Raw genomic sequence first — 14311 nt, forward strand, 5'->3', positions numbered from 1 at the left:
AAACTTCCTTCACGTTCATCGTTCACGAAGACGACGACTCCGGGTAATCAATTCTTGTAACTTGGATGCCTGGTCTACTATACTTTCGGCATCTTGTCCGATTTCCCTTTTCGCTCGTTCGATTTGACGCTGTTCCTCATAACTGTTTATGACCTTAATGTATTCATCTAAAACCTCTTCGGTCAGTTCGTCCGGTGCGGACATGAGCCGAATCTCGGCATACCGATTCGCATAGTCCGGACGTTGGTCACAATAGCGCTCCATGAACGGGGGCGCCACTTGTTCGAATTCTTCATGCGTCATGTCCTCCGAGACGATCTCATAGAGGGCCGTCGCCAGCATGCGATGCACTTCGTCCTGATAGGCTAGCCCGAGGCGGTCCCTGACGAAGTGGACCCGCTCCGGACCACTCAGCATGGCCCGAAGTAACAGCTTTTCGGCTTTGACATAACGCGGTTCATTCGTCTTAGATGAACGCCGGCGAACCGGTTCAGCTTCCGGAACTCGTTGGGGTGCGATTTCTTTCGGTCTTGTCGAGGGCATCCGTGACAACAATGTCTCGACTGGAATCTCAAATTCGTCGGCCAGCTTTCTCACATATAAATCACGGCGAATCGAATTGTCCGTTTTACTGATTTCCACAAGCATAGATTCAATAAAACGAATCCGTTCTCCTTCTCGATTCATATTTTTCCCACGCCGTAGCGTCCGGTTCATGAAATCGAGGACGGATAAACGCTCCGATTCGACAAGTCTGTGCCACTGCTCCGCCCCATTCGTCCGAATATAATCATCCGGGTCGGTCTTCTCAGGTAACATCAGCACCTGGACATCGAGCGGGTAGCCCTCGAGCAAGCGGACGACTTTCATCGTCGCTTCTTGTCCGGCCGTATCACCGTCATAACAGATGATCACTTCTTCGACCATGCGTGCTAACGCACGGGCATGCTGCGTCGAAAACGCCGTCCCGAGCGACGCGACGACTTCCTTCGTCCCGGCTTGCGCGACTTGCAAGACGTCGACGTTCCCTTCCACGAGCACGACCCGTTTTTGCTTTCGCATCGTGGCCCGTGCCTGTGAAAAGCCGAAGAGGAGTTCGCTCTTGTTGAACAAGGGCGTATCCGCCGTGTTGACGTACTTTGGCTGTCGCTCATCGATCGCCCGTCCGCTAAATCCGACGATGGTGCCGTCTCGATCCGCAATCGGAAAGACGACTCTGCCTTCGAACCGGTCAAAATATTCACCGGACCTCGACTTAGAAATCAACCCCGCCTCCACCATGACCTCGAGGTCGAAACCTCTTCGTTCCAGTGAATCAACGGTAAAACGGCGATGATCAGGCGCATAACCGATCTTATACTGTCCGATCGTCGTCTCCTGTAGACCGCGCGCTTGCAAATACGTCAATCCGACTTCGCCCGCTTCGGTCTTCATCAACACTTCATGATACAAATCCGCCACGACACGATGGGCATCGCGCATCTGTTTACGAATGACTTGGTCTCGTGACAACTCCTCATCCCCAGACACCCCGCCCTCGATGGCGATGTTCGCCCGCGTCGCGAGACGTTCAATCGTCTCAGGGAACGACAAACCTTCTGTCTCCATGACGAACGTAAATACGTTCCCGCCGGCTCCACATCCAAAACAATGGTACATCCCTTTTTCCGGGGACACGGAGAACGATGGACTGTTCTCCGAGTGGAACGGACAGAGACCGACGAGGCGATGGCCTTGCTTCTTCAATTCAACGCGTTCACTGATTAAATCAACGATATCTGTGGCTTGTTTCACTTCCGCAATGACTTCATCCGGTATTCGCGGCAACTCGACCACTCCCTATCCAAACTCGCAACGAAACGGAACGCTCACCACGTTCCGTTTCACTGTAATGTCAATACTCTATTATACCGTTAACACCAGTCGATTACTAATCCGAGTACTCAATCGTCTTTCGATTGGTCGAGCATCCGTAAAATGATGCCTGCCGTCTCTTCGACGGCTTTGTTCGTCACGTCGATGACCTCGCAACCGATTCGTTCGTAAATCCCTCGGGCATACTCGAGTTCACGATTGATGCGTTCGAGTTGGGCGTAGTCGGCCTCCGGTTTCAAACCGAGCGACTTCAACCGTTCCATCCGAATCGAAATCAACTTATCCGGCGAGATGATCAACCCGACGCACTTGTCAGGCGGCAAATCGAACAGTTCTTCCGGCGGGCGTGATTCCGGCACGAGCGGTACGTTGGCGACCTTATACCGCTTCAACGCCAAATATTGTGAGAGCGGCGTCTTGGATGTGCGTGATACGCCGACGAGGACGATATCAGCTTTTTTCAAGCCTCTTGGGTCACGTCCGTCGTCGTACTTGACCGCGAACTCCATCGCTTCGATTTTCCGGAAGTAATCCTCATCGAGACGATAGATGAGTCCCGGTTTCTCGCGTGGACTCTCTCCGAGTTGACCGGCGAGCACGTCGAGTAAGTCGCCGAGCAAGTCGACCGTCTTCACGTCATGCTCTCGTCCGAGTTGAACGAGGAGGGCCCGATGCTCCTCGTTGACCAACGTGAAGGCGATGACCGCTCCTTGGGCACGCGCTTGTGTCACGACATCGTGAATCGTCTGTTCATCTTCCACGAACGGAATTCTAAGCGTCTCAATCGCATTCTCGTGGAACTGGATGCTCGCGGCGCGGACGACGAGTTCACACGTCTCCCCGACCGAATCGCTCACGACAAATACGAGTTGTTTTTGTGTCAGTGTCAAACCAGATTCCTCCTCAGAACGACTCATCGTTGGCGAGTGCGATCAATACTTTCGTCATGTTCGTCTTCGTCATGCGACCGAGCACGATCAGCTTGCCGTCTTTCTCTTCGACGACTGGCATGGCATCGATTTGTTTCTCGATCAGCTTCATCCCGGCCCGAATCAACGTCTCACTCTTCTCGCACACCGTGATGTTCGGCATGCGGGTCATGATGACGTTGACCGGCAATTGATCCAAGTCTTGATTGCCGATGGCGGCCCGAAGTAAGTCTTTACGTGACAAGACACCGACGAGCTCGTTGTCCTTGCCGACGACGAACAGCGAACCGACGTCTTCTAAAAACAAGGTCACGACGGCGTCATACACCGTCATCTCGTCACTGACGACTTTCGCGGACGACATGAAGTCGCCGACCGTCAATGAATCCAATTTTTCCCGAAGCAGGGATGAGTTTCGTTTGCCGACGAACGTGTAGCCGACACGTGGCCGGGCTTCTAGTATTCCAGTCATCGTCAAGATGGCCAGATCCGGACGGAGCGTGGCGCGAGTGAGCGACAGCTCTTGCGCGATCTGCTCACCCGTGATCGGTCCGTTGACCCTGACGATCTCAACGATCTTCTGTTGGCGTTCATTCAGCTGCATAGCCAACCCCCTCAAGTTTGGTCAGAGTACGAGCGCGCTAAAGTCGGCGACGCTCTCGATTGTCATGGCGAGTCGTTTCATCTCGCGCAGACGGTTCTCGCGAATCGCTTCAACGTCGCTCATGACCATTGTATTTTCGAAATAAGCGCTAATCGGTTGTTCCAATACGCGCAATGACGCGATCGCTTGATGATAATCCCCATCCTCGACGGCTCGCTCCGTTTCCGGTAGCGTCGCTTCGATGGCGACATGGAGTTCGTTCTCTTCTTTGTTTTCGAACAATGCCGGATCGACCTCTCCAGCCTCACCTTTCTTGGCGATATTGACGACACGCGTCAATTGCTCAATGAGTAGTTTCGCATCGTTTGCGAGCATGGCTTGAACCGCGTCCGCTCGGGCATCGAGCCGGTTGATGGCGAGCTCTGTCGTCAATACGGCGTCGATGACGTCATAACGTACTTGCCGTTCTTGGAGACGATACTTCAGGCGAAGCATGAAGAAGTCTTTTAGTTGCGCCTTGACTTGTTCTTTATCGGCATCATAAAGTCCTGCCTGAAGTTGCGAATCGACAACTTGTGAAAGTAATTTGTCGAGTGGGAGCGCAATCTTCCAATCCGCTAGAATTTGGACGACCCCTTGGGCTTGACGACGAAGCGCGAACGGGTCTTGCGAACCGCTCGGAATCATGCCGATTCCGAAGAATGCAGCGATCGAATCCAATTTATCGGCGAGTGCGAGAACCGCACCCGTTGGCGTCGATGGTGACGCGTCGCCCGCAAAGCGTGGCATATAGTGTTCACGGATGGCTGCGGCCACTTCTTTGTCCTCACCTTGTTGGAGCGCATACTTCTCACCCATCACCCCTTGGAGTTCTGTGAACTCATACACCATTTGGCTGACGAGGTCGAACTTATGGATGGCTCCAGCCCGGGCGACTTTGGTTGCATTTGCATTGAACAATGGCGCCAGCGTTCCGGCGAGTTGTTCCACCCGACGGACCTTGTCTCCCGTCGTCCCCAACTTCTCATGGAAGACGATGCGGTCGAGACGGACGAGTTGATCGTCAATCTTCGTCTTTTGGTCTTCCTCATAGAAGAAGACGGCATCTGCCAAGCGGGCCCGGATGACCTTCTCGTTCCCTTTGGCAACGTTTTGAAGATGGTCCGCGTTCCCGTTACGGACGGTCACGAAATAGTTTTTAAGCGTTTCACCGATATAGACCGGGAAATAGCGTTGATGCTCTTTCATCGTCGTGATCAATACTTCTTCCGGAAGTTCGAGATAGCTTGCATCGAATTCACCGAACAGCGCGGTCGGCCATTCGACGAGGTTTGTCACTTCCTCGAGCAACGACGCGTCGAGCGGAACCGTCCACCCTTGCTCAGAAGCCAACTCGTCGATTTGACGTTCGATGCGGGCCTTACGGTCTTCATATGACGCGACGACGAATTCGCGTTCGAGCGTCTCGGCGTAGGCGGCCGGCTCGGCGATCGTGACGTCACCTTTACTCAAGAAGCGGTGACCACGTGTCACGTTTCCTGTCTTTACGCCTTCGATTTCAAAATCGATTTGCTCGGCACCGAACAACGCGACGAGCCAACGAATCGGACGCATGTAGCGGAGACTGCTCGTGCCCCACTTCATGTTTTTCGGGAACGTCATACCACGGACGACGTCTTCGAGTGCCGGAAGCAGCGTGCCCGTCGCCTGACCTGACTCGTGACGGTCTGCGAACACGTACTCGACACCTTTCTCTTCAGCGAAGTACAAGTCGTCGACCGAGAGACCGCGGCCACGGGCAAACCCAGCGGCTGCTTTCGACCAGTTTCCTTCAGCGTCTTGAGCGATCTTTTTCGCCGGTCCGCGAAGCGTCTCCGTCAAGTCTTGTTGCTTCTCTTCGACGTCTTTGACAAGAACGGCGAGACGGCGCGGTGTTGAATAGACGGTCAATGTCCCGAACTGGACACGGGCGTCCGTCAAGAAGGCGGTCACACGCTCTGCCAATTGTTTCTCCGAACGGAGGACGTATTGCGCTGGTAATTCTTCAAGTCCGATTTCTAATAAAAGGTCACGCATCAAGGGCACCTGCTTTCTCTTGGTTCAAAAGTGGGAAACCGAGACGTTCCCGCTCTTCGATAAATTTGGCAGCACACGCACGGGACATGTTGCGGACACGTTGGATGAAACCGGTCCGTTCCGTCACCGAGATGGCGCCTTTCGCATCGAGTAGGTTGAACGTATGCGAACATTTGAGGATATAGTCGTAAGCCGGGAAGACGAGGTTCTCGTCAAGGGCACGCTTCGCTTCTTTTTCGTACGTATCGAACAACGTGAACAACATGTCGACGTCTGAAAGTTCGAACGTATATTTTGAGTGTTCATACTCGGGCTGGTAGAAGATGTCCCCATACTTGAATCCGTCCGTCCAGACGAGGTCAAACACGCTCTCGACTTCTTGGATGTACGACGCGAGACGTTCGAGACCGTATGTGATCTCGACGGCGATCGGGTCACACTCGATGCCACCGACTTGTTGGAAATACGTGAACTGGGTGATCTCCATCCCGTTCAACCAAACTTCCCAACCTAGACCGGCCGCGCCGAACGTCGGGTTTTCCCAGTTGTCTTCGACGAAACGGATATCGTGCTCGAGCGGATTGATTCCGATCAACTCTAAACTTTCTAAGTAAAGCTCTTGGATGTTGCTCGGTGACGGCTTCATGATGACTTGGAACTGATGATGCTGATACAAACGGTTCGGGTTTTCACCGTACCGTCCATCCGCCGGACGACGTGATGGCTCCGTGTAACAGACGTTCCACGGCTCTGGTCCGAGACTCCGTAAGAACGTCATCGGGTTCATCGTACCGGCCCCTTTCTCAACGTCATACGCTTGCATTGTCAAGCAGCCTTTCGACGCCCAGAAATTTTGTAACGTCAAAATAATTTCTTGCACGGTCATGTGCTTCATATGTGACACCTCCAAAAGTATTGAAACGACAAAAAACGCCCCTATGTGCCATGCACATAGGGACGGGATTACCCGCGGTTCCACCCTACTTGCCTCGAGATGAGGCCACTCTTTGGACTGTGGGCGCTCCGGAATTGCCATTCACTTCCCCCTGGCGTTCGGCTCCCACCTCCCCGAACTCGCTGTACCCATGGCGTAAAAGCTACTCGTTTCCTTCATTGCGCACGCTATTTCATTTGTCTAATCGTAGATTATGGTATCGAATCTTGTCGAAAAAGTCAATCATCGTTCAAGTAAAGGCGCTGCATTTGATCGAGGACACGTTTCGTCTTCAGCCGCAAGCCGCTGTATGATTCCATATAGGCGTCGAACAGCTGCCTGAGCAGAATCCGCGTCTCTTTTGTGAGCGGGACATTACTGAATTCGGACAGCTCGTGTCGGCTCATCAAATAGAGGAGCTTCGCTAGACGTTCGCTCATCCGGGCCGACCCTTCTTCTTGGTGACGCGAGCAAAGAAAACCACCGGCCGCCACTGAAAAATACATCGGGTCGGTCACATCGTTGCAACGGATGCACCCGGTCAAAACGGGTGCGACCCCGAGCAAGTGCAAAATGCGCAGTTCAAAGTGGTGCGTGATCACATCCGGGTCCATCCCTGCATTGAGCGCCTGCAGGGCGTCGTTCAAGATGCGATAGAGCGGGCGGTTCGGCACCCGGTCCTCGACGGTGCGGTCGACGAGCTCGAGCCAGTACATGGCGTACGCCATGCGCTCGACATCTTTCCGGATTTCCGGATAGGACGTGATCACATCCGACGACTTCAGTTGACCGAGGCCACGGCTCGCCGGGAAAATATACACCGCCTCGACGAAAGGCTGGCTCGACGCATGCAGGCGACTGCCCGGCTTTTTCGCACCGCGCGCCATGACGGCGACTTTCCCGAGTTCTTCGGTGAACAACGTGACGACTTTGTTCGACTCCCCGTAATTGACCGTCCGAATGACGATTCCCGTGACCTTTTGCAACATGGCTTAATACTCGTCGTCGCGGAAACCGAGGTCGCGGAGTTGGCCCATCTTGTTACGCCAATCTTTTTGCACTTTCACCCATAGGTTCAAATACACTTTTGTCCCGAGGAGCGCCTCGATGTCGTGGCGTGCTTCTGTCCCGATTTCGCGGAGCATCGCACCTTTTTTGCCGATGACGATTCCTTTTTGCGAATCACGCTCGACCATGATTACGGCCTCGACATCAATCATTTCCGAGTTTTCCCGTTTCTTGATCGATTCGATGGCGACCGCGATTGAGTGCGGCACTTCATCACGCGTCTTATGGAGCACTTTCTCGCGAATCAATTCAGAGATGATGAACCGTTCCGGGTGGTCTGTCACTTGGTCGGCCGGGTAATACATCGGTCCTTCCGGGAGCAACTTTTTGATTTCTTTAAGGAGCGGTTCGACGTTATTGCCTTGAAGTGCCGAGATCGGGACGTACGCCGCGAAATCGAGTTGGTTCGTATACTGCTCGATGACAGCCGGAATCTCGTCCGGATGAATCAAATCAATTTTGTTCATGACGAGGATGATTGGCGTATCGAGCCCTTTTAACTTCTCGATGATGAACTCATCGCCGGCGCCGCGCGGTTCCGTGACGTTGACCATGAAGAGGATCGCGTCGACTTCACGGAGTGCGTTCGTCGCGACTTTCATCATGAAATCGCCGAGGCGGTGTTTCGGCTTATGAATCCCTGGCGTGTCGATAAAGATGATTTGCGAATCATCCGTCGTATATACACCTTGGACCTTGTTGCGCGTCGTCTGCGGCTTGTCTGACATGATGGCAATCTTTTGTCCGATGACCCGATTCAAGAACGTCGATTTCCCGACGTTTGGACGACCGATGATGGACACAAACCCTGATTTAAAATCTTCTTGATACATAGTGCACCTGCTTTCTAAATTTCCAATACGTTCAATCATATAACGAATTTGTCGATTACATAAGGGCCAAAAATGAAAAGTGCCGTGATGGCGGCCCCGATGGCGGCAACGAGCACTGATCCGGCTGCGACGTCTTTCGCTTGCTTCGCTAACGGTTTGATGTCTTTCGTGACGAGGTCGACCGTGCGCTCAACTGCCGTGTTCATCAGCTCGAGCGCGATGACGAGTACGACCCAACCGAACAGAATCAAGTTCTCGAGTTTCGTCGTTGGGAGCCACCAGGCAAATACGACGACGAGCAGGCTCGATGCGAGATGAATCAGCATGTTGCGTTCGGTCCGCACTGCGTGCACGATGCCGTGCACGGCGAACCAGAACGGTTTCACACTTCGCCTCGTTTCAGCTCGAAGTGAGCGAGCACTTGTTCTTGGCGCGCCGTCATCTCCGCTTCTTCTTCAGGCGTCATGTGATCATAGCCGAGGAGATGTAAGAAGCCATGAATGGCCAAAAATCCGAGTTCTCGTTCGAACGAGTGGCCATAGTCGGCCGCCTGTTCGCGGCAACGCTCGACCGAGATGAGTAAATCGCCAAGGAGACGAGGCTCGTCTTCATCGAGCATGAAATCCATCTCTTCTTCGCCCATCTCGTCAAAAGCAAAACTGATCACGTCGGTCGGCGCATCTTTCCCGCGCCATTCCCGATTGATTGCTTGAATCTCGTCGTTCGTCAAAAAGGTGACCGACAGTTCGCTCGGTTCTTCAATGTCCTCTTCGAGCGCTGCGTGCATCAAAATAGATTCGACGAGCTCGACTTGAGCATCGGTCAACAACCCGTGCTCATCGTTCGAAATGATTTGCATGTAATTCGCCTTCTTTCTTCAGTTCTGGGTACTCGATCCGTTCATGGAACAAGCCGGTCAACGTCTCACACGCGTTCTCCCCGACCCGCCATACTTCTTTCGTCGTCAACTCGCAGTCTTCGAACTGTCCGTCTTGCAACTTGTCACGGATGATCGCGCTGACGAGCTGCCGGATCCGTTCTGGTGTCGGCTGCTTCTGTGACCTTACCGCCGCCTCAATCGAATCGACGATCATGACGACCGCCGCCTCGCGTGTCTGCGGTTTCGGTCCCGGGTAACGGAAGCGCGACTCAGTGACATCTCGTGTCTCTTTCGCTTTCACATAAAAGAACTTCAACAATGACGTACCGTGATGTTGCTCGGCGATATCGATGATTTCTTTCGGTAGCTTGTAGCGGCGCAACAGATCAGCACCGTCATACGGATGGGCCATGATGATGTCGGCCGATTCTTCCGGCGTGAGCCGGTCGTGCGGGTTGACGCCGCTCTGTTGGTTCTCGATGAAGTGGAGCGGCCGCTCGGTCTTCCCAAGATCATGGTAATAACTAGCGACCCGTGCGAGCAGTCCGTCGGCGCCGATCGCCTCGCAAGCCGATTCAGCCAGGTTGGCGACCATCATGCTGTGATGATACGTACCCGGTGCCTCCATCAACAATTTCCGCAACAGCGGGTGCGTCGGGCTCATCAATTCGATTAAGCGACCCGTTGACAAGACGCCGAACCACGGCTCGAGGAACGGCAGGAAGCCGAACGTGAGCACGATTGATAACAGGGCACTCGTGATCGCGAAGCCTGACAGATACGCGACCATCTCCCATGTCACTACCGTGTTACGCAGGAACAAGAGCGCGAGCACCATAATGATGTTGATGATGCCGAGCAAGACACCTGACAAGAATAAGCGTTTCCGCTGAATCTTTGGTTCGACGAGGAAGACAGCCAGGAAACTACCGGTCGCAAAATAGACGACCGTCATGAAGCTCGTGTTTTGCCCGAAACTCGCCACGATCGATCCGGCGATCATCGTAATGAGTGCCGAGGCGAGCGCGACCCGCTCATCGACAAGGATACGGAGCAAGAGGACAACGAACGCCGTCGGTGCGAGCACGTATGCGTACGTCGTAAACTCGATGCCGATATAGCCGACCCCGAAAAAGATGCCGAGTTGAAGCAGTAACAACCCGTAAACGGTAATCAAAATTTTAGGACGAAGCAACAACTGTTGAATCTTCGACCGGATCAACATGAACAGAAATCCGGTCGTCAACAGTCCGCTCAGTAAGTAAGCCCCGAACAGCGGTGCGAACGAACGGTTCGGGTCGATCGCACCGGTCAATTCGAGCTTCCGATAAATCTCACGTGTCACGACCTCGCCTTGATTGACGAGTAATTGTCCTTCTTGGATGATGACCGGCTCGACCGCGTCGAGCGCCTGCTGTTCTTTCTCGCGCGTCGCCTCAGAGTCGAACACGTAGTTCGGGACGATCAATTGATCGCTCAGGCTGTTGGCGATGGCCCGGAACTCGAGTGAGAGCGGGGATTGGTCGACGAGCGTCTCGGCCCGGTCTCTCGCTTCTGAAATCGACTGTGAGCTCGTCTCGATGCGGTTGCCCATTACTTCTTGGAGCGCCGTCACGGTGACGTCTTCGACCGTTCGACGCGTGTTCTCAGTCGCCTCGAGCAATAGATTCAACTCGTCGTCACCGAGAAAGCCATTCACTTCGGTCGAGTTCAACCGGTTCTTAATATCCGAGAGTTCGGTCTCTTCTTCCGTCTCCTCGAACGCCGCGAACAATTGCTCGACTTTGGCGATTTGTTGATCGGCAAACTCGCGTCGGAGCGAAAATTGACTACCGACGCCATTGACGGCCTCTTGTTGCAACCGTTCCGTCGCCGTTCGGTCCTCGACCGTGATGGGCGAGCGGATATCCTGTTCGGCAATCCCGAGCGGTTCGACGCTAATAATAGATGGGCGCACCGTAAAATAGAGAATCGCGCCTAGAATGAGAAAAAAGAGGACGGAGATTGTCGCGACCGTCCAATGACGTGCTTGCTGCATCAGTGCCCCCCCTTTTTGTTATGTGAGTTCGGTACTATAAGCGTTAATAATTTTCTTGACGAGCGGATGTCGAACGACATCGGACGACGTGAAGTGTTCGAAATGAATCCCTTCGACTCGCTCGAGCAGGTGTAACGCCTCTTGAAGACCTGACGCCTTCCCTTTAGGTAAATCCACTTGCGTCAAGTCGCCGGTGACGACCATTTTCGACCCGAAACCGAGTCGCGTCAAGAACATTTTCATCTGCTCTTTCGTCGTATTCTGCGCCTCATCTAAAATGACGAACGCATCTTCAAGCGTGCGTCCTCGCATATAGGCGAGCGGGGCGACTTCGATTGTGCCACGTTCGAGCAACCGATTCGTCTGCTCGACGCCATAGACGTCAAACAAGGCGTCATAGAGCGGACGTAAGTATGGATCGACTTTCTCTTTCAAGTCGCCTGGCAAGAAACCCAAGTTTTCCCCTGCTTCGACGGCTGGACGCGTCAAAATAATACGTTTGACTTGTCCTTCTTTCAATGCCCGTGCTGCCAAAACGACGGCCAGATAGGTCTTTCCGGTCCCGGCCGGCCCGATTCCGAAGACAAGATCGCGTTTTTCAATGGCACGAACGTAGCGGCTTTGTCCGACTGTTTTCGCCCGGATCGGTTTGCCTTTGTTCGTCGTGAAGACGACCCGCTCATAATGCTCGAGCAGTTCATCGCCTTTGCCGACCTTAATATGTTGAATCACGCTGATGGCATCACTCTCGTTCAAGCGAGCCCCTTTTTTGACAAGCTGTTGTAGCGTCTTGATGACGGTTTTCGTCAATTCAAGTGTGTCAGCAGTATCGGCCTGAATGATCAATTCTTCTCCACGAGGAGTGAGTGCGACCGCGAGTTCTGCCTCGATAGCGTGAAAGACCTCGTCTTTCGGCCCGAGGAGTGCCTGTGCTTCGTTCGCATGTTCCATGACGAACGGTATCTTATCAGTCATAATCAATGGTTGTTTCTCCTCCCCATCAGTAGATTGTTCCTTCTTTACTTTAGCACTATCAAGCCGTTCGTGAAAGAAAGACCGTCCGTTTTGGCCACAAAAAGAAGCAGTGACTCAATGTCACTGCTTCAGACTTAGCGACGGCGTTTCGACACCGGCGGCTGCAAAATTTCACTCCAAACGACAGCTTGCCGAACTTGCTTCATCGACATGCGCGGTTGCGGTTGCGGCCGCGACTCGGTTGCCTCCGAAATCGGCGGAATCTTGACCGTCTGTTCGAACTGCGCACTCACGTGCGGTAATTCTTCCCGCCGGCGCGGCGGCTGAGACTCTCTTGATTCAGCTGGGGCAGCGACACGACGACGCAGTTTTTGCGGCGTCGGTTTTTCCTTGCCATCGCGCGGCTCGTCAAATGTCGCCTCGACTTCTTTCATCATGTCACCGACCGTATCGAGATAGCGTTTCAAATCCGTACTCGGCGGCCGTTCTCCAGTAGAAGATGATTTCTCCATCCGCTTCATGACCGTCGAAGCGATCCCGAATGCGGCGAGGAGTAGTACCCAAAGTCCATCCATCCCGATCACTCGTTGTCAGATTCGACTGGGTGACCGATCGCTTTACGCATTTCTGTATCGGCTTGGACGTTCAAGTAGTTGACGTAGTCCATGACACCGAGCTTGCCGTGGCGAAGCGCATCTGCCATCGCGAGTGGGACTTCAGCCTCGGCCGCGACAACTTTCGCGCGCATCTCTTCGACTGATGACTTCATCTCTTGCTCGCGGGCAATCGCCATCGCACGGCGTTCTTCCGCTTTCGCTTGCGCGATTTTCTTATCAGCCTCGGCTTGGTCGGTCTGAAGAACCGCTCCGATGTTTTTACCGATATCAATGTCGGCGATATCGATGGACAAGATTTCAAACGCGGTCCCTGAATCAAGACCTTTCGTCAATACGGTACGTGAAATCATATCCGGATTTTCCAAAACGTGTTTATGGTTATGTTGCGAACCGATCGTCGAGACGACCCCTTCACCGACACGGGCGATAATCGTTTCTTCTCCGGCACCCCCGACAAGACGGTCGATGTTGGCACGAACCGTGATCCGGGCTTTCGCTTTCACTTCAATCCCGTCCATAGCCACACCGGCGATGAACGGCGTTTCGATGACTTTCGGGTTGACGGACATTTGAACAGCCTCTAACACGTTTCGGCCGGCAAGGTCGATTGCTGCGGCACGTTCAAACGACAATTCGATATCGGCACGGTGGGCCGCAATCAAGGCGTTGACGACACGGTCAACGTTACCCCCAGCCAAGAAGTGACTCTCGAGCTGGTTCGTATTTAAGCCAATACCGGCTTTGACCGCTTTGATGAGCGGGTTGACGATTTTCGATGGGACGACGCGACGGAGTCGCATCCCGATCAATGTGAAAATCGAGACGTGGACGCCAGCGGCGAACGAGCTGATCCACAGCCCGACCGGGACGAACGTGAAGAATACGGCGAGCGCAATCAATCCTCCACCTGAGATGAGTAACGTGGTCAATAGTTCTGGTGTCATTCTGTTACATCCTCCTTCGGCTCTATAAAGCTACGGACGACAACGCGCCCTGAATCGACTTTATACACCTGAATTTTCGTTTGCGAATCGAGATAGCTACCTTCTGTCACGACATCAATCCGTTCTCCGTCAATCTCAGCGGTACCCGCCGGGCGCAGCGGCGTCAATGTGACCCCGACTTTCCCGAGTAACCGTTTGCGGTCATCGTGAGACAGATACCCTTTGTCTGATGACGTCGAATCGGTCAAAATCAACCCTTTATACATGAGCGAACGATTGGACTGCAGGCGACGATATGCCCAAAATCCGAGTCCAGCGACGATGGCCGTGGCTAAACCGAGCGACAACCATAGTTGCCCGATCGTGGCGCCCGCCATAATCAAACTGGCGACGACCGCCCCGATCCCTAGCACGCCGAACAATCCAAAACCGGCAACGAACACTTCAATTCCTAGAAGGACGATCCCGACAAAAAACACCGTCAGAATCACTCCGAGACCAAATGTCATCGTATTGCAACCCCCTTCCGAGTTCACAA

General features: G+C 53.6%; 14 protein-coding genes. All 14 read right to left on the reverse strand.

The features are described 5' to 3' along the window. Positions 1 to 15: 15 nt before the first annotated feature. The 14 genes from dnaG to KNP06_RS08215 all read right to left on the reverse strand — a co-directional run bounded on the left by dnaG (position 16) and on the right by KNP06_RS08215 (position 14282). Positions 16 to 1836, reverse strand: coding sequence for a DNA primase (gene dnaG / locus KNP06_RS08150; RefSeq protein ID WP_353048607.1), 1821 nt, complete (start codon positions 1834 to 1836; stop codon positions 16 to 18). Positions 1837 to 1943: 107 nt separating this feature from the next. After that, a complete protein-coding gene (locus KNP06_RS08155; protein ID WP_214711413.1) occupies positions 1944 to 2792 on the reverse strand; it encodes a pyruvate, water dikinase regulatory protein in 849 nt (282 codons plus the stop codon). Continuing rightward, positions 2779 to 3408 (reverse strand): transcriptional regulator CcpN, encoded by a 630-nt coding sequence (gene ccpN / locus KNP06_RS08160; protein WP_034778102.1) that lies wholly within the window; start codon positions 3406 to 3408, stop codon positions 2779 to 2781. Before ccpN ends, KNP06_RS08155 begins: the two co-directional genes overlap by 14 nt. Positions 3409 to 3429: 21 nt before the next feature. Next, a complete protein-coding gene (glyS, locus tag KNP06_RS08165; RefSeq protein ID WP_214711412.1) occupies positions 3430 to 5484 on the reverse strand; it encodes a glycine--tRNA ligase subunit beta in 2055 nt (684 codons plus the stop codon). Then, on the reverse strand, positions 5477 to 6370 hold the full coding sequence (glyQ, locus tag KNP06_RS08170) for a glycine--tRNA ligase subunit alpha (protein ID WP_371743415.1): 894 nt from the start codon (positions 6368 to 6370) through the stop codon (positions 5477 to 5479). Before glyQ ends, glyS begins: the two co-directional genes overlap by 8 nt. A gap of 287 nt (positions 6371 to 6657) precedes the next feature. Continuing rightward, positions 6658 to 7407: a DNA repair protein RecO gene (gene recO / locus KNP06_RS08175; protein WP_034778111.1), complete on the reverse strand. Its 750-nt coding sequence runs from the start codon at positions 7405 to 7407 to the stop codon at positions 6658 to 6660. Positions 7408 to 7410: 3 nt separating this feature from the next. Beyond that, the gene (gene era, locus KNP06_RS08180; protein ID WP_029595225.1) at positions 7411 to 8319 is read right to left on the reverse strand and encodes a GTPase Era; all 909 of its coding nucleotides are present in this window, start codon (positions 8317 to 8319) and stop codon (positions 7411 to 7413) included. A gap of 35 nt (positions 8320 to 8354) precedes the next feature. Next, positions 8355 to 8705: a diacylglycerol kinase family protein gene (locus KNP06_RS08185; RefSeq protein WP_034778113.1), complete on the reverse strand. Its 351-nt coding sequence runs from the start codon at positions 8703 to 8705 to the stop codon at positions 8355 to 8357. Next, a complete protein-coding gene (gene ybeY, locus KNP06_RS08190) occupies positions 8702 to 9178 on the reverse strand; it encodes an rRNA maturation RNase YbeY (RefSeq protein WP_034778115.1) in 477 nt (158 codons plus the stop codon). Before ybeY ends, KNP06_RS08185 begins: the two co-directional genes overlap by 4 nt. Further along, the gene (locus KNP06_RS08195; RefSeq protein ID WP_214711411.1) at positions 9156 to 11237 is read right to left on the reverse strand and encodes an HD family phosphohydrolase; all 2082 of its coding nucleotides are present in this window, start codon (positions 11235 to 11237) and stop codon (positions 9156 to 9158) included. Before KNP06_RS08195 ends, ybeY begins: the two co-directional genes overlap by 23 nt. Positions 11238 to 11255: 18 nt before the next feature. Beyond that, positions 11256 to 12212 (reverse strand): PhoH family protein, encoded by a 957-nt coding sequence (locus KNP06_RS08200; RefSeq protein ID WP_034779973.1) that lies wholly within the window; start codon positions 12210 to 12212, stop codon positions 11256 to 11258. A gap of 134 nt (positions 12213 to 12346) precedes the next feature. Further along, the gene (locus KNP06_RS08205; protein ID WP_214711410.1) at positions 12347 to 12787 is read right to left on the reverse strand and encodes a hypothetical protein; all 441 of its coding nucleotides are present in this window, start codon (positions 12785 to 12787) and stop codon (positions 12347 to 12349) included. 5 nt (positions 12788 to 12792) lie between these two features. Beyond that, positions 12793 to 13773, reverse strand: coding sequence for a flotillin-like protein FloA (gene floA / locus KNP06_RS08210; RefSeq protein ID WP_214711409.1), 981 nt, complete (start codon positions 13771 to 13773; stop codon positions 12793 to 12795). Further along, positions 13770 to 14282 carry an NfeD family protein gene (locus tag KNP06_RS08215; protein WP_034778122.1) on the reverse strand — a complete coding sequence of 171 codons (513 nt, stop codon included), beginning with the start codon at positions 14280 to 14282 and terminating at the stop codon, positions 13770 to 13772. Before KNP06_RS08215 ends, floA begins: the two co-directional genes overlap by 4 nt. Between the last annotated feature and the right edge of the window lie 29 nt (positions 14283 to 14311).

This window comes from Exiguobacterium sp. s21 (genome assembly GCF_018617975.1).
In the GTDB taxonomy this organism is placed as follows: domain Bacteria; phylum Bacillota; class Bacilli; order Exiguobacteriales; family Exiguobacteriaceae; genus Exiguobacterium; species Exiguobacterium mexicanum_A.